The organism is Oceanospirillum sediminis (genome assembly GCF_014164585.1).
Lineage (GTDB): Bacteria > Pseudomonadota > Gammaproteobacteria > Pseudomonadales > Halomonadaceae > Oceanospirillum > Oceanospirillum sediminis.
The window spans coordinates 106,622-128,071 of record NZ_JACJFM010000011.1; the positions used below are offsets into that span (position 1 = coordinate 106,622).

General features: G+C 47.3%; 13 protein-coding genes. 9 read left to right on the plus strand and 4 right to left on the minus strand.

The annotated features are described in order from the left end of the window. Nucleotides 1–2 precede the first annotated feature (2 nt). Together H4O21_RS10640 and H4O21_RS10645 are read left to right on the plus strand one after the other, a co-directional pair. The gene (locus H4O21_RS10640; protein ID WP_182808846.1) at nt 3–1,991 is read left to right on the plus strand and encodes a VWA domain-containing protein; all 1,989 of its coding nucleotides are present in this window, start codon (nt 3–5) and stop codon (nt 1,989–1,991) included. A 14-nt stretch (nt 1,992–2,005) separates the two neighbouring features. Beyond that, on the plus strand, nt 2,006–2,818 hold the full coding sequence (locus H4O21_RS10645; protein WP_182808847.1) for a class II glutamine amidotransferase: 813 nt from the start codon (nt 2,006–2,008) through the stop codon (nt 2,816–2,818). A gap of 125 nt (nt 2,819–2,943) precedes the next feature. Here H4O21_RS10645 and cysK read toward each other — a convergent pair whose 3' ends face one another. Both cysK and H4O21_RS10655 read right to left on the minus strand, forming a co-directional pair. Then, on the minus strand, nt 2,944–3,915 hold the full coding sequence (gene cysK / locus H4O21_RS10650) for a cysteine synthase A (RefSeq protein WP_182808848.1): 972 nt from the start codon (nt 3,913–3,915) through the stop codon (nt 2,944–2,946). A 205-nt stretch (nt 3,916–4,120) separates the two neighbouring features. Further along, nucleotides 4,121–5,767 (minus strand): flagellinolysin, encoded by a 1,647-nt coding sequence (locus H4O21_RS10655; RefSeq protein ID WP_182808849.1) that lies wholly within the window; start codon nt 5,765–5,767, stop codon nt 4,121–4,123. Nucleotides 5,768–5,997: 230 nt separating this feature from the next. On the opposite strand from H4O21_RS10655, the gene H4O21_RS10660 reads away from it, so the two are divergent. After that, nucleotides 5,998–6,843 carry an AAA family ATPase gene (locus tag H4O21_RS10660; protein WP_182808850.1) on the plus strand — a complete coding sequence of 282 codons (846 nt, stop codon included), beginning with the start codon at nt 5,998–6,000 and terminating at the stop codon, nt 6,841–6,843. Nucleotides 6,844–6,858: 15 nt separating this feature from the next. Further along, the gene (locus H4O21_RS10665) at nt 6,859–8,040 is read left to right on the plus strand and encodes a vWA domain-containing protein (RefSeq protein ID WP_182808851.1); all 1,182 of its coding nucleotides are present in this window, start codon (nt 6,859–6,861) and stop codon (nt 8,038–8,040) included. Nucleotides 8,041–8,102: 62 nt separating this feature from the next. Here H4O21_RS10665 and H4O21_RS10670 read toward each other — a convergent pair whose 3' ends face one another. Continuing rightward, on the minus strand, nt 8,103–8,573 hold the full coding sequence (locus H4O21_RS10670) for a MaoC/PaaZ C-terminal domain-containing protein (RefSeq protein ID WP_182808852.1): 471 nt from the start codon (nt 8,571–8,573) through the stop codon (nt 8,103–8,105). Nucleotides 8,574–8,737: 164 nt separating this feature from the next. Further along, the gene (locus tag H4O21_RS10675) at nt 8,738–9,520 is read right to left on the minus strand and encodes an alpha/beta fold hydrolase (RefSeq protein WP_182808853.1); all 783 of its coding nucleotides are present in this window, start codon (nt 9,518–9,520) and stop codon (nt 8,738–8,740) included. Nucleotides 9,521–9,776: 256 nt separating this feature from the next. Between H4O21_RS10675 and H4O21_RS10680 the strand changes: the two genes are divergently transcribed. The 5 genes from H4O21_RS10680 to H4O21_RS10700 all read left to right on the plus strand — a co-directional run bounded on the left by H4O21_RS10680 (nt 9,777) and on the right by H4O21_RS10700 (nt 21,441). Then, on the plus strand, nt 9,777–11,402 hold the full coding sequence (locus tag H4O21_RS10680) for an acyl-CoA synthetase (protein WP_182808854.1): 1,626 nt from the start codon (nt 9,777–9,779) through the stop codon (nt 11,400–11,402). Between the two features lie 365 nt (nt 11,403–11,767). Continuing rightward, nucleotides 11,768–13,468, plus strand: coding sequence for an AMP-binding protein (locus H4O21_RS10685; protein WP_182808855.1), 1,701 nt, complete (start codon nt 11,768–11,770; stop codon nt 13,466–13,468). Between the two features lie 197 nt (nt 13,469–13,665). Beyond that, nucleotides 13,666–16,389, plus strand: a complete 2,724-nt coding sequence (locus H4O21_RS10690; RefSeq protein WP_182808856.1) for a bifunctional diguanylate cyclase/phosphodiesterase — start codon at nt 13,666–13,668, stop codon at nt 16,387–16,389. Nucleotides 16,390–16,522: 133 nt separating this feature from the next. Next, on the plus strand, nt 16,523–20,506 hold the full coding sequence (gene hrpA / locus H4O21_RS10695) for an ATP-dependent RNA helicase HrpA (protein WP_182808857.1): 3,984 nt from the start codon (nt 16,523–16,525) through the stop codon (nt 20,504–20,506). Continuing rightward, nucleotides 20,506–21,441 carry a hypothetical protein gene (locus H4O21_RS10700; protein WP_182808858.1) on the plus strand — a complete coding sequence of 312 codons (936 nt, stop codon included), beginning with the start codon at nt 20,506–20,508 and terminating at the stop codon, nt 21,439–21,441. The genes hrpA and H4O21_RS10700 overlap by 1 nt, the downstream gene beginning before the upstream one ends. Nucleotides 21,442–21,450 lie beyond the last annotated feature (9 nt).

The window sequence follows — 21,450 nt, forward strand, 5'->3', positions numbered from 1 at the left end:
AAATGGCATCTTCACTGGCTTTATTCTCAGGACGAACGCTGCTTATTGTATCAATGATGATCGGCCTGATGGTTGCTGGGACAGGTAGTACGTTTGCTGCCAACCAGAAGCCTGATGTGCGTGTTCTGATTGATATCTCTGGCAGTATGAAAGAGAACGACCCGAATAACCTCAGGGTACCTGCGCTGAACCTGTTAGTTGATCTGCTACCAGAGGATAGCCGGGCAGGGGTCTGGACATTCGGAGCCTATGTTAACCAGCTGGTCCCGCATGAGATTGTGGATGATAACTGGCGCAGTGATGCCCGTAGTCGAAGCCGGCAGATCACGTCATCAGCGTTGTTTACTGATATTGAGAATGCCATTGAACGCTCGGTATATGATATCAATCGTCCGACAGACTATGAGCGTCATGTTATTCTGTTGACGGATGGTCTGGTTGATATTTCAGAGGCCGGATCGTCACGCCAGAAGCGGATTGAAAATAATCAGTCCAGAGATGATATCCAGTATGATCTGTTGCCCAGATTACAGAAAGCCGGTGTGACCGTTCACACTGTCGCGCTGTCAGACAATGCTGATAAAGACCTTATGCTGAAGCTGGCACAGAGAACAGGTGGTCTGGCTGCGGTTGCCAATAATGCCGAAGAACTGATGCAACTGTTTGTTCAGGCTTTAGATCGAACGGCACCCAATGAGCAGGTTCCCCTGGAAAATAACCGCTTCCTGGTTGACTCCAGTATTAATGAATTCACTGCGCTGATTTTCCACAAGCCAAACAGTCAGCGTGTGTTCCTGATCTCACCCAGTGGTAAACGTTATACTTCTCTTGATCACCCGGATACGATCAAATGGCATTATGAAACTCGCTATGATCTGATTACGGTGAAAGATCCGGAAGATGGCGAGTGGCTGGTCGAGACAGAGATGCATCCGGATAGTCGGGTAACCGTCGTATCGGACCTGAGTCTTAAGGTTAGTGATGTTCCTGCTATGCTGTACCGAGGACTGAGTCTGGATATTGAGGCTTCAGTATACGAAGAGGGTGAGCTGATCACTCGAAACGAATTCCTGAAGGTGATGTCTCTGAATGCTGAACAGCTGTCTGATAATGATAAAATCCTGCAAGCCGATATTCTGACGCGTAAGCCGAGTGCAAAAGGTTATTTTGAAACCAATCTGGGGCCATTTAATAAGACTGGGAACTATCGGATTAAAGTAAATCTGGATGGTAAAACTTTCCAGCGTTCTATTTCTCAGCCTGTTTTCGTGCAGGATATTGTCAGCTCAAGTCTGGATAATGATGATGCGGGTGATCCGAAGCGCATTTTCTTCACCAGGGTGCTGCCTGAACTGAAAGCTAATGATATTCAGATCAAGGGTACCGTGATGGGGATGGAGATGAATGCTAAGGTGACCAGCTCTGAAAACTGGGTAATGGATCTGCCTGAACTGGATCGGAATCGTAAAAATGTGATACGTCTGTTTGCTAAAGGGATTATTGCCGGAGAACCTGTTGAAGTTGAGCTGGAACCTATCGTGATTCCTTCCCTGGCTCCAGAACCTCAGGTGCAGGCAATAGATCAGGAAACATCTGTTGATGCAGAACAGTTGCCTCAGGACGGTGGAAGTGGTGGTAGTGAATCCTCCAGTGGTGAATCTTCATCAGGTTCGGGTGGCAGCGCTGCAGGTGTTTCATCATCGCAGGATGATGAAACACCGAAAAAACGCATGAATTTGCTGGACCCGAATGATCAGCCTCTGGATCCGGGACCTGGTGGCAGTAACCTGCTCTGGATTTATCTTGGTGTTGGTCTGGTAAATATTGCGCTGTTTGCCGGAGCTTTCTGGTTATATCGTCGCTTTATTCAGAAGCGTTCAGAGAAGAAATCTGAATCTGCAGAAAGAGATGATGATATTCAGATTGGAGCAGATAACCGTGATGATGCCAGCGGTGAGCAGAGCTCAGATGATGATGACATTAAAATATAATCGGGACGCTGATCATGTGTGAACTTCTGGGTATGAGTGCCAATGTACCCACTGATATATGTTTCAGCTTTACCGGACTGATCAGGCGAGGCGGAGAAACCGGGCCTCATAAAGATGGGTGGGGTATTTCATTCTATGAAGGTAAAGGGTACCGGGAGTTCCGGGACCCTGAGCCTTCGATTGATTCAGAAATAGCCCGGCTGATTAAGAACTATCCGATTAAGAGTAAGGCTGTAATCAGCCATATCCGTCAGGCAAATGTCGGTGGTATCTGCCTGGAAAATACTCACCCTTTCAGTCGTGAAATGTGGGGACGTTACTGGAGTTATGCCCATAATGGCCAGCTGAAAGATGCGAAGAGGCGGTTTCCTGCCAGCTTTTATCTGCCGGTAGGCACGACTGACAGTGAGCAGGCATTTTGCTGGTTACTGGCTCAGTTACGTCTGAATTTCACAGACCAGTGCGCAATTGATCCTATGGGTAAGGCATTGCATGGCTGGTGTGAGCAGTTGCGTGAGCAGGGTGTGTTTAACATGTTGCTCTCTAACGGTGATTACCTGTTTGTGTACTGTTCAACAAAACTGAGCTGGATTACCCGACGGGCACCTTTTGGTAAAGCACATCTGTCTGATGTGGAAGTAACGGTTGATTTTAAGGAAGAGACAACACCGGATGATGTCGTGACTGTGATTGCTACTCAGCCTCTGACAGATAATGAAGACTGGCATACTATGCAGGCTGGTGAGCTTATTGTTTTCAGAGATGGAGAAGTAGTTGTCAGGCATCTGTCGGAACAGGAGCAGACGAAAACTGATCAGCCTGGATAGATTACTTTGATGGGCAACCTTCGGTTATTAAAAAAGGGAATCAGTGCTGACCCCCTTTTGGTTTATTCTGTTGCAGGGTTGGTAACGGCTTTATTTACCTCTCCTGCTTTCTGCCATTAAAGCGGTTACTGAACCATTTCGTTTTCAGTAAACATACCTTCAAACAATGCTGTAGATAAGTAGCGTTCACCTGAATCTGGCAGGATAACCACAATGGTCTTATCCTGGTTTTCAGGCTGTTCGGCCAGACGCAGTGCTGCAGCCATAGCGGCACCACAGGAAATACCAACAATAATGCCTTCCTGGATCATCAGCTCCCTGGCCATAGCGATGGCATCATCGTTACCTATCTGCTCTACCTGGTCAATCAGTTCCAGATCCAGGTTCTTAGGCACAAAACCCGCACCAATACCCTGAATCTTATGAGGCGCAGGTTTAACCTCGTCGCCGTTAATGGTCTGGGTGATGACAGGAGAGTCCACAGGCTCCACAGCGACAGACTGAATCGCTTTGCCCTGCACATTCTTAATATAACGGGAAATGCCTGTGATAGTGCCGCCGGTACCTACGCCAGCCACCAGAATGTCCACTTCACCATCGGTATCCATCCAGATTTCAGGACCTGTCGTTTTTTCATGGATTTCAGGGTTGGCCGGGTTTTCAAATTGCTGTGGCATAAAGTAATGCTCAGGGTTACTGGCAACCAGCTCTTCAGCCCTGGCGATAGCACCTTTCATACCTTTTGCAGGCTCTGTCAGCTCAATATTAGCACCCAGTGCTTTCATCATTTTACGACGCTCAAGGCTCATGCTGGATGGCATCGTCAGTGTGATTTTATAACCACGGGAGGCTGCAACAAAGCAAAGAGCAATACCGGTGTTACCACTGGTTGGCTCCACAATTTCCATGCCTGGCTTCAGCACGCCGCGCTTTTCCGCATCCCAGATCATGTTGGCACCAATACGGCACTTCACTGAAAAGGCCGGGTTGCGACTTTCCAGTTTGGCATAAAGGTTTGGATGTTTGCTAAGGCGGTTAATTTTGACCAGAGGGGTGTTGCCAATCGTTAGTGAGTTATCTTCAAAAACCTTGCTCATTATAAAATCCCTGATTTTTCTGATTGTTATTCCGCATGTTAAGAACCAGTCTTATTTACGGATTAAAACTAAGATTAGGGATTGTTCGGGCAAAAATCTATCAGAACTTGATTCGATAAGGTTTTAAGCTAAGAACTTTGAAAACGATAATAAGAAGGGGAGAAAATAAAGGCTGAGCCAGAGGCTCAGCCATAAATATTCTGGTCTATCGTCCCAGTAATGTCAGAGCAATATTAGGTCTCTGGTTTGCCTGAGCCAGGATAGAGGAAGAGGCTTGTTGAATAATCTGGTTTCGGGTCAGTGTGGCTGTCGCTTTAGCAAAGTCAGTATCAGTAATACGGGATTTCGAATCAGATACATTAACCACGGTATTGGTGTTATTTCTTAAATGAGATTCCAGTCCGTTCAGCGTTGCGCCTAGCTCCTTGCGAATTTCATGGATGTTCTTGATAGCTTTATCAATAACTTCAATAGAGCCTCTGGCATTGGCATCTACGTTAACTCCAGATAAACCAAGACGTTCCGCAGTACCACCACGAATCGAAAACTCAGTCCGCTCACCAGCCTGAGCACCGGTATGCAACTGGAAAGTTTTCTTATGTGGAGGTTCAAACCCACCGTGCCAGTTAGCAATTTTAAAACCTTCCAGTGGCTGTTCCGAGTAACTGTTTGAATCGCCAACAGAGTCAATCTGATTTCTAATGCCCATGCCATCGGCATCGAAACCACCGATTGCACCGACATCGTCATTGGTCAGATCCATCTTGGTATTGATGTAGCTATCGCCTGTATTGGTAACCCAGTCGGTAAAGTCTGTTTCTGAAATACCTAAGAACCTCTGAAACGACTGATCCAGAGTCGTCTGGCCATCTGCCAGTGATTCAGTAAAGGTGCGGATACCGTCTGAGTAGCCTTCTTCTTTCATTCGGTCATGCAGCATGCGCATAGCAACATATCCACGGGAATAGTCAGCACTGGTTGCTGCGCCACCGGTCCAGCCGGTCATAAAGTTAGTGGCGGTGGCTCCTGCATCAGCCAGCAGGCGTTCATCAGCGCCGTGAATCAGCTCTGCAGTACCTTCCATAAACCAGTTTCTGCTAATAACTGATGCGCTATACTGGTTGAACATAACCGCATGCACCATTTCGTGAGCAATGACCCTGTCATTGGCGGCAGTGCCGCCAATTAAACCCACCCCTGCGAGAAAGTCTGCCCGACCAATTTCCATGCGGTTAACATCACCAGCAGAACCCCACACCGAGGCTACAGCTCCACCGCCGCCGGCAACAATATCGATATTAAACTCATCGGTGCCATCACCCTGAATACCGAAATAGGCCTTAATGTTAGCCTCTGATTGTTCAAGAGCACCGGATAGTTTTAACAGAATATCTCTGTCTGTAGCCGGAGGTGTGGCTTCGTCAACATCCGGGCCCTGGAGTAGTGGCGTGTCTCCACCCAGGTTTGCAGCTTCAGCTATACTGGTGACGGAAGCGATAAGCTCATCTACTTCCATCTGGGCACCCTCTCGGTCTGCCCTTGTGTAAGTATTGCTGGACATCTGAACAGCCAGTTGACGCATTCTGAAGGCGATATCCGTAATTTCAGACATAGCACCGTCGGCAATTTGTACAGCAGAGATGCCATCCTGAATATTTCGTGAGGCTTGCCTTGTGCCTATAATCTGGGTTTCCAGTCTGTCTGAAACCTGCAGGCCTGCCGCATCGTCACGGGCTGAGTTGATTCGGGAACCTGATGACAGCTGTTCGAATGACTTGTTCATTCGGGCTGTTACATCGCTCAGGTTCGCCATCCCCCTGAGGGCGCTTACATTGGTATTTACAAACAGCATAGTTTTTTCCTTTTTTATATATGCTGAAAACACTAGTCTGTTTTAGCTTATCGGCGGCCGTTGAAATAAATTTAATATTCTTTTCTGACAGAATCTGTCATTTGTCGTGAATGATGGGTCACACTCTGATTTCTGTTATCAGATGGATTCGATACACTAGAGTTAACTCTGTCAGGCGATCGTTTGAATCGACTGATGTTCTTCACAGAATTAAATAACGAGATAACTGCATGAAATTTCAGGGTACAGATCAGTATGTTGCGACACCGGAGCTCCAGATGGCGGTTAACGCCTGTATTACTCTGGGGCGTCCATTGCTGATTAAAGGTGAGCCTGGTACAGGTAAAACCATGCTGGCAGAAGAGCTGGCAGAGGCGCTGGGTGTGCGTCTGATTCAGTGGCATATTAAATCAACCACTAAAGCGCATCAGGGCTTGTACGAATACGATGCGGTATCTCGCCTAAGGGACTCTCAGCTGGGTGACGATAAAGTTCATGATATTAAGAACTATATCAATAAAGGGAAACTGTGGGAGGCTTTTGAGGCGGATGAACAGCTGGTTCTGTTGATTGATGAAGTGGACAAAGCGGATATTGAGTTCCCTAATGATCTGCTGCTTGAGCTGGATAAGATGGAGTTTCACGTATACGAAACAGGTGAAACCATTAAGGCTAAGCAACGTCCTATCGTTATTATTACCAGTAATAATGAAAAAGAGCTGCCGGATGCTTTCCTGCGCCGCTGTTTCTTCCACTATATCGCTTTCCCGGATAAAGACACCATGAAACAGATTGTGGATGTGCATTATCCGGATATTCAGCAGAAACTGGTCTCTGAAGCCCTTGAGCTTTTCTTTGATCTGCGTGAAGTGCGTGGTCTGAAAAAGAAACCATCGACATCTGAGCTGATCGACTGGCTGAAGCTGTTAATGGCAGATGATATGAGCCTGGAGATGCTGCAGGATCGTGATGCCTCGAAAGCAATTCCACCATTGCATGGTGCACTGGTGAAAAATGAACAGGATGTCTCCCTGCTGGAAAAACTGGCCTTTATGCATCGCAGACAGTCCCGATAAAAAGGGAGCAGATCTATGCTGATCGATTTTTTTAATGACATTCGCAAGGCCGGTGTTCCGACAACATTGCGGGAATTACTGGATTTGTTGTCGGCCCTTGAACAGGGGCTGGTATTTGCCTGTATTGATGATTTCTATCTGTTAACCCGCACTTGTCTGGTTAAAGACGAGAAATATTATGATCGTTTTGATCAGGCTTTTGGCGCTTACTTTCATGGCCTGGAAGGGCTGGATGATCTGCTGGATAGCCTGATACCAGAGGAGTGGATTCGCAAAGAATTCGAAAAACTGCTGACACCGGAAGAACGGGAAAAAATTAAATCCCTGGGTAGCCTTAAAGAGCTGCTGGATACGTTTAAAGAGCGTCTTGAAGAACAGCAGAAACGTCATGCCGGTGGTAATAAATGGATAGGCACGGGAGGGACATCGCCATTCGGAGCTTATGGCTATAACCCGGAGGGCATCCGGATTGGTCAGGATGGCAACCGGCATAACCGGGCGGTAAAAGTCTGGGATAAGCGTCAGTTCCGTAATCTGGATGACAGTGTGGAACTGGGGACTCGCAATATTAAGGTTGCTCTGAAGCGTCTGAGGCAATTTGCACGCACCGGGGCGGCATCAGAACTGGATCTGGACGATACTATCCGCTCAACGGCGCATAATGGCGGTATGCTGGACATTAAGATGGTGCCGGAGCGGCATAATAGTGTGAAGGTATTGCTGTTTTTAGATGTTGGCGGATCGATGGATAGTTATATCCGCACATGCGAAGAGCTGTTCTCAGCCTGTCGGACAGAGTTTAAACATCTGGAGTACTATTACTTCCACAACTTTATCTACGAGTCTGTGTGGCAGGATAATCTGCGCCGTTATAACGAAAGGATTCCGACCCTGGATGTACTGCATAAATACGGATCAGATTATAAGGTGATTTTTGTTGGTGATGCCTCGATGGCACCTTATGAAATTGCCTTACCCGGAGGCAGTGTTGAGCACTGGAATGAAGAAAGTGGCGCTCAATGGATGCAACGTATTACGGATACCTGGTCCAATGTTGTCTGGCTGAATCCGGTGAATGAGGAATACTGGCATTATACTCAGTCTATTGATATGGCGCGTCAGCTGGTGGGGAATCGTATGTTCCCATTGACTATTGCAGGTATTACCGAGGCTATTACTTTGCTGTCAAAGAAATAGACCAGGATCTTAGACATCGGGCCTGCCTGCTTTGGGGCAGGTCCGATGGTTTTTTATCCGTTTCAGCCGATGGTGATTTCAGGCAGTTCTGGTGCCTGTAGCTCTGCTTTTTCTGTTGGAGCCATGACTGTGGCCGTACCCACAACGACCTTTTCTTCGTTCTGGTTAGTGACCAGGGTATCAATAACGACGCGATTTTTGCTCAGTTTCTCCTTTACTGTCAGAGTTACTGTCAGGGTGTCGGCCAGTTTTACCGGACGACGGAAGCTCAGCTCCTGTCCCAGATAAATGGTGCCAGGCCCTGGCAGTACTGTTGCCAGAGCGGCAGAGATCAGAGAACCTGACCACATGCCATGAGCAATCTGCTCACCGAACATAGTCGTTTTAGCAAAGTCCGCATCCAGGTGAACCGGATTAACATCACCGGATACCGCAGCAAACAGCACCAGCTCTTTTTCTGTCAGAGTACGTTCCAGAGTAGCGCTATCACCTTCCTGAATCTCATCGTATGTTTTGTTAATCAGTACGCTCATTAATTTTCTCCTGTTAAGAATTCCGTCAGATGCAGAATGAGTCGATTTTGGGTAATTCATTAATAATCAGCCTATTACAATGCATGTTACGTGATTATGACGTGATGCAAAATGCTTGTTGCAGATCATTTTTCATGCTCTGAGCGGATTATTACTAAAGAGTATTACGCTTTTTTGTGCGTCGCAATAAACTGGCTGACTATCGGGTTCACCAGACTGGTGTGTGTGACAGGCCCCATATGCCCACAGGCAAGACGATGTTTTTCTGCATCAGGGAAAATGCTTTGCAGTGCGCTGATCACGGCATGAGCGGTATCGGTGCTGTACTGACCTTCCAGTAGTAAAACCGGACACTGAATATGCTGCAGCTCTGTCAGGCCTGATGCTTCATTCATCAGCGCACAGAAGTCCATTGAGACTTTTTGTATCCCCCGGACAAAACGTGTCCGTGTTTTATCACTGAGAGCCTTAAAGGTGCCGGACTGATTCCAGTAGTCGATAAAGAACTCTGTTGCTGCATCTGTTCTGTTTTCAGATAGCAGTCGGTCAATCTGTGTCTGAATGTCGAGAATTGTCGCAATAGCCGGATGGTGCTCCGGGAGCAGATGAAAGGCAACTGGCTCAAATAAACTCAGGCTGAGTACCTGTTCCGGAAAGTGACGAGCAATCTGAAGTGCGGTTGCCGCACCAAAAGAGTGTCCAACCAGGTGAAATGGCCGGGAATATAATTTACCTTGTAGAGCCTGTATCTCATCTGAGAGAGAAAAGCTGGCAGAGGCTGCGTCCGGCAGAGTATTCTGACCATAGCCCTGCAGATCAGGAGCGGAGCAGTCTTCGAATGAAGGTGTCAGTGACGACCATTGCTGGCCATTACTGAGTGAGCTGTGAAGCAGGACAACAGGGTTTTTGCTGTGGCTTTCCAGAGTAAAAATCTCTGTTTTTATCATATATATCAAGCCTTTGGGTCTTTATATTGCTTGGGGGTAATGCATGAAGTATGACTGCAGAGTCGCAAATATTTAGCTGAAACGGCTATTGACTCCACTAAAGTCTGATTCTTTCGCAATGCAGCGTAATGCTTAATGAATATACAACATAAACATGTGATGTCCGAGAGTTACAAAGCTATCTATGTGACTGATCAGACAGAAAAAACATGCCTATAACAATAAACAGGGCTCAGAAAATAAAAGGTAATTGCCGATGCATCAGAATATCTACAACATGGGGCTGGATCAGACTCCGGCTAACTATGAAGCGCTGACACCATTAAGCTATCTTAAGCGTGCTGCGTTTGTTTATCCTGATTATACCGCTCAGATCCATCATGGTGAAAAGATCACCTGGAAAGAAACTTATCAGCGTGCGGTTCGACTGGCATCGGCGCTGAATAAAGCCGGTATCCAGAAAGGTGATACGGTTTCTTTTATGTCACCGAATATCCCGGCTCTGTTTGAAGCTCACTTTGGTGTGCCTATGTCCGGTGCGGTGCTGAATGCACTGAATACCCGACTGGATGCGGAAGCGATTGCTTTTATTCTGCAACACGCAGAAACCAAAGTGATTTTTGTGGATCGTGAGTTTTCTGATGTGATCTCCCGTGCCGTAAAAATGCTGCACAATAAGCCGCGTATCATTGATATTGATGATCCTTTCTATGAAGGCGGTGAGCTGATCGGCGATACCTGTTATGAAGCCTTTATTGCCGAAGGTGATGATGACTATGGCTGGGAGATGCCTGCTAATGAGTGGGATGCTATTACTCTGAATTATACCTCGGGTACGACAGGTAACCCGAAGGGGGTGGTTTACCATCACCGTGGTGCATATCTGAATGCGGCGAGCAACATTATGTCCTGGGATATGGGGCATCACCCTGTATACCTGTGGACGCTGCCAATGTTCCATTGTAATGGCTGGTGTTTCCCGTGGAGTATCGCTGCAGCCTGTGGCACCAGCGTCAGTCTGCGTCATGTTCGCGTTGAGCCAATCTATGAATCCATCAAAGAATTTGGCGTTAACCACTTCTGTGGAGCTCCGATTGTTCTGAATATGCTGAACAATGCTGATGATGAGCAGAAAGCGGGGATTGAGCACGAAGTTAAAGTGATGACTGCAGGTGCTGCCCCTCCGGCTTCCGTAATTGAGGGCATGGAGTCTATGGGCTTCAAAGTGACTCATGTTTATGGTCTGACCGAAACCTATGGTCCTTGTGTGCTGTGCGAGTGGCACAGTGAATGGGATGATCTGCCTCTGAGTGAGCGGGCTAAGCTGAAGGCTCGTCAGGGTGTACGTGCACCGATGCAGGAAGGCCTGATGGTGGCGAATCCGAATACGCTGGAGCCTGTGCCTCAGGATGGTAAAACCATGGGGGAAATCTTTATCCGTGGTAACCTGGTGATGAAGGGATATCTGAAGAACCCGAATACTACCGATGAGTCCTTTGAAGGTGGCTGGTTCCACTCTGGTGACCTGGCGGTATGGCATGAAGATGGTTATATCGAAATTAAGGATCGTTCGAAAGATGTGATTATCTCTGGTGGTGAGAATATCTCCTCTATTGAAGTGGAAGATGTGTTGTATCGTCATCCAAAGATTATGGAGGCTGCTGTAGTGGCGCGTCCTGATGAAAAATGGGGTGAAACCCCGTGTGCTTTTGTAACCCTGACTGCAGGGGCTGAGTTGAGCGAGCAGGATGTTATTCAATTCTGTCGCGATAACATGGCTAACTTTAAAGCACCTAAGACTGTTGTTTTTGGCGATCTGCCGAAAACCTCAACGGGCAAGATCCAGAAGTTCATGCTTCGCGATCGTGCTAAAGAGCTGTAAGGCTCTGTGGTAAGCAGCGACGGCTGCTTATCTTTCCTGTCTGTAGATTCGGGAGTCGCCAGCGCTGGCCGGGCACTCCTTTTTTTCTTTCCGTCCTGTATGCTTTTTCCGACCGTAACAGACATGATCCGGAACCCTTGTTCCTTTCTGCTGTCATCTTTTACAGGTTGCCTCTAGACTGATATTAATTGTTAAATAATTCTTGCAGTCTGATTAATAAAACAAACGTGCGTTTCAATCGGTTGTTTTACTTTTTCCAGCGCCTGGTTTATGTTGTGACATATTAGTGCCCATAACTTTATTGCCTCACAACAGGGCCGCAAATATTAAAGCAGCAAATAACAATAAAAGCCGGGAGACCACCTATGATCAGTGAGTTCTTTAAAGAAAAATATCCTGAAGGTATAGAGACAGAAATTGATTTGTCTGCTTACCCTTCCATTCTGGATGTACTGGACGAAGCCTGCGAAAAATTTGCCGATCGGCCTGCATTTTCAAATATGGGCAAGACGATGTCTTTCAGGGAACTGGACCAGCTGGCCCGTGATTTTGCCGCCTATCTGCAGAATTCTCTGGGGTTGAAACCTGGTGAGCGTATTGCGATTCAGTTACCCAATACTCTGCAGTATCCTGTTGCATTGTTTGGCGCAATGCGAGCTGGTCTGATTGTGGTGAACACTAACCCTTTATATACCGAACGAGAGATGCGCCATCAGTTCAGAGACTCAGGCGTGAAAGCGCTGGTGGTGCTGGCGAATATGGCTCATCTGGCAGAAAAGGTTCTTCCAGATACTGATATTCAGCATATCATCATTACAGAGCTGGGTGATATGCATGGCTTTGTGAAGCGTACCCTGATTAATGCTGTGGTCCGCCATGTTAAGAAAATGGTGCCAGCCTACTCGATTCCCCAGGCTATACCTTTCCGCCAGGTATTGGCTGAAGGGCGTTCTTTGCCTATGGAAGAGCATCATGCGCAGGCAGAAGATCTGGCCGTGCTTCAGTACACCGGGGGGACTACCGGTGTTGCGAAGGGGGCTATGCTTAGCCACCGTAATCTGGTGGCCAATATGCTACAAGCCCGTATTATCCTGAATACGATTCTGGAAGAAGGTAAGGAATCCGTTATTCTTCCGTTGCCTATGTACCACATTTACAGTTTTACCGTCAGTCTGGTGCTGATGGAATCCGGCAATCACTCGGTGTTGATTACTAACCCTCGTGATCTCTCTGCTTTTGTCAAAGAGTTATCTAAAACAGAGTTCAGCGGCTTTGTTGGCCTGAATACACTGTTTGTTGCACTGAGCAACCGTGATGACTTTAAGCAATTGGATTTCTCAAGACTCAAGCTGACTATTTCCGGAGGTATGGCCCTGACCCATGCTGCAGAAGAGGAATGGTATGCCATTACCGGCTGTCATATCTATGAAGGGTATGGCATGACGGAAACATCACCAATTGTCAGTTTTAATATGCCTTGCCATGCTCAGATGGGATCTATTGGTTTGCCTGTTCCGTCAACGGATCTGAAAATTATAGATGAAAGTGGCCAGTCTCTGTTACCGGGAGATACGGGAGAACTCTGCGTAAAAGGGCCACAGGTGATGATGGGGTACTGGAATCGTCAGGATGAAACAGATCGTACGATTTCACCGGATGGCTGGCTGAATACCGGTGATATTGCCGTTATTCAGGAAGATGGCTTTACCCGAATTGTTGATCGTAAGAAAGATATGATCAATGTATCAGGCTTTAATGTTTATCCGAATGAGATTGAAGATGTCATTGTTTCTCACCATGACATTATCGAGGCCGCCGCTATCGGTGTGCCTGATGATAAAACCGGAGAAGCGATTAAAGTCTTTATTGTCACCCGTAATGACGCATTGACCATAAAAGAAGTTCAGGAATATTGTCGCAGCCATCTGACAGCATATAAGGTGCCTAAGCAGATCGAGTTCAGAAGTGAGTTGCCTAAAACCAATGTAGGGAAGGTGTTGCGGCGTACTTTGCGGGATGAAGAACTGAAGCGCATTGAAGAGGCTTCCAGCCCGGCCGCTGCCTGATTATTCTGGTTATCAGCGTATTTTCCGAACCCTCATTGCCTTACGGCAATGGGGGTTTTTAATGCTCTATGATTATGGTAGGCAAAGGATCCGTTTCAGGTGCTGAAAGTCGTATTCTGATTATTATTTTTGTTGCAAATGATAACTTTTATCATTAGATTGTGTGGCAAAAGATAGTAAATGGTCAGGTGAGTACGGTGGCGGAAAGCAGAATCAGAGCAGGTTTATGGCTGATCTTTATAGTGTTGCTGTTACCTCTGTGTCTTATTTATCAGTCCCTGCATGAGGAGGAGATGCAACAGAGGTATGACAGGCTATACCAGCATGCCAGTCTCAGTCTGAACACGGCAGAACGTAACCTGGACGCTTTACAGGAACATCTGACGGCGCTGAGAAGTATGATGACTTATCAGCCTGATCTGACCCGCCAGCAGTTTGACCAGTTTAATGCTCAGTCTCCTCTGAGTGGCTATGGTATTGCTGCTTATGAATGGATTCCCCGGGTTACCTTATCTGATGTCCCCCTTCTGACCCGGCAGGCGGTTGATGCTGGAATATTTGATTTTCGTTTCAGCCGGGTTGGAGAATCTCCTGTTTTTTTTCCTATCTACTACTCTGCGTCTGCGCAGATGAACGGTTTATCTCTCGGTATTAATCTTGCTGCCACTCCGGCGATCCGTAATACGATGATGACCAGCCGTAATATTGATCGTTTGCAATTAGTCATGAGTGAAAATATGGGGTTTGATGAGGCAACAACCCCTGAGGTCAGACTGATTCTGCCGGTTTTTCATCTCAATGAACAGGGGCAGCCCGGAGCCGCAATCAGAGGTTTTGTCAGTGCTATGATTCATTTTGACGAAGCGATGCAGGTACTGCTGGGGCCGGTGCTGAGTCAGCAGCAGAATCTGGGGCTGAATCTGTACCGACAATCAGATGTCGGAGCAGAGCTTTTATTTACTTCTCTGAGACCCCATCAACGTAAAAGTTCTGATCTGGTTCAGGCCCGGACGATCAGCTTTTATCAGAGTTATGGCAACTGGACTCTGAAATATCAGTTTATTGATCTGAACCCGGCATCACCCTGGTGGAGTTTATCCCGTTCAGCTCTGATTACCATCGGACTGGCTCTGATATCGTTGTTGTTCCTGGTTTTATTACGCTACACGCTGTACCGGCGTGCACAGGCTGAAGCTCTGGCCAGAGAGCAGGCCCGTTCCCTGGAAGCTGCGCAGAATGAATATCATAGCCTGTTTGAAAAAGTCGTTGAGGGTGTTTACAGCGCTACGCTGGATGGGCGTTATCTGAAGGTTAATCCAGCGCTGGCCAGAGCATTTGGTTATCAGAACCCGGCAGAGATGCAGTTGGCTATCAATCATATTGGTCAGCAGCTGCACCGTGATCAGCAATCCTATCAGGCTTTTCTGAAGCATCTGCTGGAGCACAAAGAGGTGTATAACTATGAATGGGAAGGCCAGGATCGTGACGGTAATACCATCTGGTTGTCAGAGAATGCTTATCTCAGTGCATCTGATGAGGGCGCCGTCTATAAAGGTACACTGGATGTGATTACCGAACGGAAGTTCAATGAACAACAGCTCAATTATCAGGCTAACCATGATCCTCTGACTGGCCTGTTGAATCGTACCGCATGCCAGGCATTACTGGAACGACGTTTAAAACAACGACAATGGGGGCAGGTCTGGTTTATTGATCTGGATGGCTTCAAGAAAATTAATGATACCTACGGTCATGGTGTGGGTGATCTGTTTCTGAAAACTATCGCAGATCGGCTCAGACTGATCCTGCGTTCGCAGGATAATATCGCTCGTATTGGTGGAGATGAATTCGTACTGTGCCTGGAAGGAGATATGAATTCGGCAGCTGTGCAGCAGCTGGCAGACCGGTTGCAATCAGAAGTGACGATGCCTGTATGTCTGGATGGTAGCCCAGTGCCATTAAAAGTATCTGCCAGTATTGGAGTAACCCGGCTAGGGCCTCATTATCATCAGGCCTGTGATATTCTGCGAGATGCGGATATGGCGATGTATGAGGTTAAGAAAAATGGCAAAGCCAGCCATCAGATTTTCAGCCCGGAGTTACATCATCTGGTACAGCAACAGAATGAATTTGAACAGCAGTTGGAAAATGCGCTGAAAGGCGAGGAATTTTTTCTGACCTATCAACCGGTGGTTTGTCTTAAGGATCGGCAGGTCCGGGGGTTCGAAGTGCTGTTACGCTGGCAGAACGAGCAGTTAGGACTGGTGTCTCCGGAACGTTTTATCCCTTTAGCTGAGCAGAAACACCTGATTCAGCCTATTGGCCGGTGGGTAATAAAAGAAGCGCTGCATCGTCTGGCTGGAATCAGGCAGTCTCTGGATGATAATAGCCTTTATCTGAATATTAATCTTTCCCCGATACAACTGCACGACGATCAGTTATTAAAGTGGTTGCCGGATATTATACGTGAGACAGGTATTTCTCCCTCTTCAGTTCGTTTTGAGTTAACGGAAAGCGCGTTAGATGCTGATGAAACAGTCATCAGTTCACATCTGGTCGCGCTGCGAAAACTGGGATTCAGGCTCTATATTGATGATTTTGGTACTGGCTATAGTTCATTGAAACGCCTGGTCGAATTCCCTGTGGATGGTGTGAAGATTGATCGCTCCTTTGTCCATCACATGGAAACAGATCGTAACAAGCAGGCTATGATTGAGGTGATTATCAACATGGCCCGGTTACTAAACCTTCACGTGGTGGCCGAAGGTGTTGAAACCGAAGCGCAACGTTTATTGTTGCAGGAAGAGGGCTGCCGTTATGCTCAGGGGTATCTGTTTGCCCGTCCGTTACCTGAACAGGATCTGAGGTCTCTGGCTGGTATTCCCTCTGAGCAAGGAAACTGGACTCTACAGGCAACCTGAGCTGGATGCCTGTTTAAATCTGATGGCTCTGTGCCCATGTTTTAATAGTTTGACTAAATAATACGGATAAAGTCATCCTGCCTTTTTAACAGAACCAGGGTAGAATGCCGCTTTTTGTTTTTCTGGTGCGGCCATGTCTACAGTAGTTCCTTCTGAAATCGAATCTTTAATCGATGCATCCATGCTGAAAGACCGCTTTCGTTTTCAGCAAAAATGGAAGCAACTAAGACCTGTGCTCTCTGGTCAGCCTCCGTTGTCGTCTGCTCATGAAGGCAAGCGCCGTCAAAAACCACGTTCCGGGGATGCTGATATCGCCCGCAATCCTCAGGTTGCGCTGGAAAAACTGATAGCTCAGATACAACGTTCTGCGGATAAGGTTCAGCAACGTTTACAACTGATTCCCCGGGTTGAGTATCCTGAAAATCTGCCGGTCAGTCAGAAGAAAGCCGATATTGCTGAGGCTATCCGGGATAACCAGGTGGTGGTGATTGCCGGTGAAACCGGGTCCGGTAAAACAACCCAGATTCCGAAGATTTGTCTGGAGCTTGGGCTGGGTGCCCGCGGCCTGATTGGCCACACCCAGCCTCGCCGACTGGCAGCCAGAACCGTAGCCAGCCGTGTGGCGGAAGAACTGAAGGTACCTTTTGGTGAGCAGGTGGGCTATCAGGTTCGTTTTACTGATCAGGTTACAGAGAATACTCTGGTCAAACTGATGACGGACGGTATTCTGCTGGCAGAAACTCAGAATGACCGTTTCCTGAATCGCTATGAAGTACTGATTATTGATGAGGCCCATGAGCGTAGTCTGAATATTGATTTTTTGCTGGGCTATCTGAAACAGCTGTTGCCAAAACGCCCGGATCTGAAAGTGATTATTACGTCGGCTACCATTGACGTGGAGCGCTTTTCGAAACACTTCAGTAATGCTCCGGTGATTGAAGTATCAGGCCGGACATTTCCTGTTGATGTACTGTATCGTCCTCTGATGGAGTTGGATGAGGATGAAGACCGGGATTATGACCAGTACCTGCATCAGGGGATTACGGAAGCGGTTGAAGAAATCATTGCTATTGAGAAAGAGCGAAAATGGGGTTCAGGTCCCCAGGATATTCTGATTTTTTTACCCGGAGAACGTGAGATCAGGGAAACGGCTGATGTGCTGCGTAAGGCAAAGTTTCAGCATACTGAGATTCTTCCTTTATATGCCCGCTTAAGCGCTAAGGAACAGAATCGGGTCTTTCAGTCCCATAGCGGACGCCGCATTGTTCTGTCCACTAACGTGGCTGAGACATCTCTTACAGTACCGGGTATTCGTTATGTGATTGATCCCGGAACAGCCCGTATCAGTCGATACAGTTATCGCTCTAAAGTTCAGCGTCTTCCGGTTGAGGCAGTATCTCAGGCCAGTGCCAATCAGCGGAAAGGCCGCTGTGGTCGTGTGGCGGAAGGTCTGTGTATTCGTCTGTACAGTGAAGAGGATTTTGTCGGACGACCTGAGTTTACGGACCCTGAAATCCGGCGTACCAACCTGGCATCTGTCATTCTGCAGATGCTGAATCTGCGTCTGGGGAATATCGCTCATTTCCCGTTTGTGGATGCACCGGATAATCGTTATATCCGTGACGGTTTCCGTTTGTTGCATGAGCTGGGTGCCGTCGATGATAAAGAGCGCCTGACTCAGATTGGACGACAGCTGTCTAAGTTACCAATTGATCCCCGTATTGCCCGTATGGTACTTGCCGGAGCTGAGCACAATGCCCTGAATGAAGTGTTGATTATTGCCAGTGCGCTGAGTGCTCAGGACCCCCGGGAGCGTCCCCATGATAAACAGCAACAGTCAGATGAGAAACATCGGCAGTGGAAAGATGATAATTCTGATTTCCTGACTTTTGTCAATCTATGGCACGGCTACGAAGAGCAGCGTCAGGAGCTGAGTAGCAGTCAGTTCCGTAAGTGGTGCCATAAACAGTTTCTGTCGTATCTGCGTATGCGCGAATGGCGGGATGTACATCATCAGCTAAAGCTGATGAGTAAAGAATTAAAGCTTAAATTCAATGAAACCCCGGCTGGTTACGACAATGTACATAAATCTCTTTTGCCGGGTTTATTGAGTCACCTGGGAATGAAACTGGAAGACAGAGAGTACCTTGGGGCTCGTAATCGTAAGTTTCATATTTTCCCGGGTTCGGCGCTGTTTAAAAAGCAGCCGCGCTGGATTATTGCCGCTGAACTGGTAGAAACGAGCAAACTGTACGCCCGCCAGGTGGCAAAAATTGAACCTGAGTGGGTAGAACGCTATGCGAAACACCTGACGAAACATAGTTATAGTGAACCTCATTGGGAGAAAAAACGGGCTCAGGTCGTTGCCGCAGAAAAGGTGACGCTGTACGGCTTGCCTATTGTGCCGAATCGACGTGTTCACTACGGTCCGATTGATTCTGTTATCTCGCGTGATATTTTTATTCGTTCAGGTCTGGTGGAAGGTGGTTATTATAGCAAAGCTCCATTTTACCAGCATAACCAGCAGGCTGTGGCGGAGGTGGAGCAGCTGGAGTCAAAGGTACGCCGCCGCGATTTGTTGGTGGACGATGAGACCCTGTTCCGCTTCTACGATGAACGTATTCCTGAAAAAATCTATAACGGTTCAGGGTTTGAAAAGTGGCGTAAAACTATAGAAAAGACAGATAAACAGTATCTGTTTTTCAGTAAAGAAGAATTATTGCAAAGAGAGACTGATGAGCTGGAGATTGATTATCAGTTTCCGGACCAGCTCGGACTGGAAGGCATGCGCCTGTCGCTGGACTATCAGTTTGAACCAGGTAAACAGCATGATGGGCTGAATATTAGAGTACCTGTGGCAGGTTTGCAGCAGATCAATGAGAACCGGCTGGACTGGCTGGTTCCCGGAATGCTGAGAGATAAATGTATTGCTCTGGTTAAAAACCTGCCGAAGCAGGTCAGAAAAAACTTTGTTCCTATTCCTGATTATATTGATGCTGTTTTACCCGGCCTTGAACCCTGTGATCAGGCATTAACCGAGTGTCTGGGAGAGCTGCTGAGGCGTAAAACCGGTGTCCGGATCGATCCTGAATTGTGGAGACCGCAGGAACTGGAGCATCATCACAGGATGCTGATTCAGGTGGTTGACTCAAAAGGGAAAGTGCTGGGGGAGTCCCGAGAGCTGAATGAGCTGCTGGAACAGTTTTCCGGTCAGTCAGCGGAGCAGGTTCGAATCAGTGGTGATGATAAGTTTAAGTTATCAGGTATGACTGACTGGCCTGCGGGAATGGAGTTTCCGCTACAGATTGAGCAGGAACAGCAAGGGATTGTGCTCAGGGCGTTTCCGGCGCTGACAGATAAAGGTAACTGTGTTGATTCAACTCTGTTTGATTTACAGGGGCAGGCAGAAGAAGAACACTGGCAGGGAGTGCGCCGTTTATTGATGCTGGCTTTACCTCAGCAGGTTAAGTGGATTGAAAAATCACTGCCGAACCTGAATCAGGTTGCATTGCTGTTCAACAGTCTGGGTAAAAAGGATCAACTGGTTCAGGATCTGGTTCTGGCTACTTTTGACTGGACGTTCAGAACAGACTCTGTTCCCAGGACAGAGCAGGCGTTTAATCAATTGCTGGACGAGAAGCAGGATCAGGTGGCAGATCAGGCAAAAGCCTTATTGAAATTATGCCACGATATTCTGAAACTGAATCATGAAATTCAGAAAAAGCTGAAAGGTAAAATTCCACTGGCGCTGGCTTTTATTTATAGTGATATTCGCTTCCAGCTGGAAAACCTGGTTTATCAGGGGTTTTTGCATCGAACCGGTAAAGAGTGGTTGCAGGAAATACCTAAGTATCTGCAAGGTATTCTGTTGCGTTTGGAAAAAGCGGGTCTTAATCGTGGCCGGGAGCAACTGTGGAGCGAAGAGCTGAGACAACTCTGGGAAAAATATCAGCTTAAGGCAGAGCAACTGGAGCAAAGAGAAGGTCATGCCGCTCGTCTGAATGAGTATCGCTGGATGCTGGAAGAGTACAGAATCTCCTTATTTGCTCAGCAATTAGGGACCAAAAAGCCAGTATCCGCTAAACGGCTGGATAAATTATGGAGTGAATTGACCTGATGGCCGCTGACCGACATATTCTGGAAGAGCATATTCTGTTGCCGGTGACACCTTCTTTGTCTGCAGACCTGTATCGTCTGTCGCCAAGAAGTGGTGATGTGCGTGGCAGCTTTCTGATGTTGCCAGGCCCTGGTAGTGATAAAACAGTTTTCACCGGAGCGGACAATAAGTCCGGGGGACTGGCTTACTTTCTTGCTGAACTGGGATATGAAGTCTTTATCGGTTTATACCGTGGCAGGGACGTTTCTCTTCGGCAAATCCGTCAGGAAAAGTTTGGCCTGGAACAGATTATAATGGAAGATTTACCTCTGATCTGGCGAGCATTTTCCAAGCGTAGAAGAAGCGACAATGTTTATCTGATTGGCCACCGGCGTGGAGGCTTACTATTAAGTAGTTTCCTGATGCGTTTTCCTGAATATGTTGATGACATTACCGGGATGGTTTTTTTTGATACCTGGCGCAAGTCTTTACCTGTTGGCTGGATGAAGTTCAGTATCGACCATCTGTTCAGCGGAACCGGGTTGCGTTTTTTATGCCGTATATCAGGTGTATGTCCTGCCTGGTTGATGCCTGAGCATACTATCAGTGAGCCGTTTTCCCTGCTTGATGATTTTGATCGCTGGCGTCAGTCTGATCCCTGGCTGGATTGGTGGGATGGTTTTGATTATTCCACGACAGATACCCGTTTCCCTCCCTGTCTGTATTTTGTTTCTGATCATCAGGCCTGGAATAAACGTGAGATAGACAGCCGGGAGCTTATGCTGGAGTTGCCTGCCCATAATGGCAGAATGATACGTCTTTCCAGACATTCAGGAGGGCAGCGTAACTATCGAAGTTATGATCTGTGTCGTCATCCTGCAGGAGTAAATGATTTCTATCCGCTTATGCTGGACTGGTTCGGTGAACTGTCTGTGACAGATCAATCAAGGATTTAAGGACTCTCA

What these genes read in the sequence shown, in the direction of transcription:
- H4O21_RS10640 (WP_182808846.1), top strand. Translation starts at nt 3, where the DNA reads ATGGCATCTTCACTGGCTTTATTCTCAGGACGAACGCTGCTTATTGTA.
- H4O21_RS10645 (WP_182808847.1), top strand. Translation starts at nt 2,006, where the DNA reads ATGTGTGAACTTCTGGGTATGAGTGCCAATGTACCCACTGATATATGT.
- cysK (WP_182808848.1), bottom strand. Translation starts at nt 3,915, where the DNA reads ATGAGCAAGGTTTTTGAAGATAACTCACTAACGATTGGCAACACCCCT.
- H4O21_RS10655 (WP_182808849.1), bottom strand. Translation starts at nt 5,767, where the DNA reads ATGCTGTTTGTAAATACCAATGTAAGCGCCCTCAGGGGGATGGCGAAC.
- H4O21_RS10660 (WP_182808850.1), top strand. Translation starts at nt 5,998, where the DNA reads ATGAAATTTCAGGGTACAGATCAGTATGTTGCGACACCGGAGCTCCAG.
- H4O21_RS10665 (WP_182808851.1), top strand. Translation starts at nt 6,859, where the DNA reads ATGCTGATCGATTTTTTTAATGACATTCGCAAGGCCGGTGTTCCGACA.
- H4O21_RS10670 (WP_182808852.1), bottom strand. Translation starts at nt 8,573, where the DNA reads ATGAGCGTACTGATTAACAAAACATACGATGAGATTCAGGAAGGTGAT.
- H4O21_RS10675 (WP_182808853.1), bottom strand. Translation starts at nt 9,520, where the DNA reads ATGATAAAAACAGAGATTTTTACTCTGGAAAGCCACAGCAAAAACCCT.
- H4O21_RS10680 (WP_182808854.1), top strand. Translation starts at nt 9,777, where the DNA reads ATGCATCAGAATATCTACAACATGGGGCTGGATCAGACTCCGGCTAAC.
- H4O21_RS10685 (WP_182808855.1), top strand. Translation starts at nt 11,768, where the DNA reads ATGATCAGTGAGTTCTTTAAAGAAAAATATCCTGAAGGTATAGAGACA.
- hrpA (WP_182808857.1), top strand. Translation starts at nt 16,523, where the DNA reads ATGTCTACAGTAGTTCCTTCTGAAATCGAATCTTTAATCGATGCATCC.
- H4O21_RS10700 (WP_182808858.1), top strand. Translation starts at nt 20,506, where the DNA reads ATGGCCGCTGACCGACATATTCTGGAAGAGCATATTCTGTTGCCGGTG.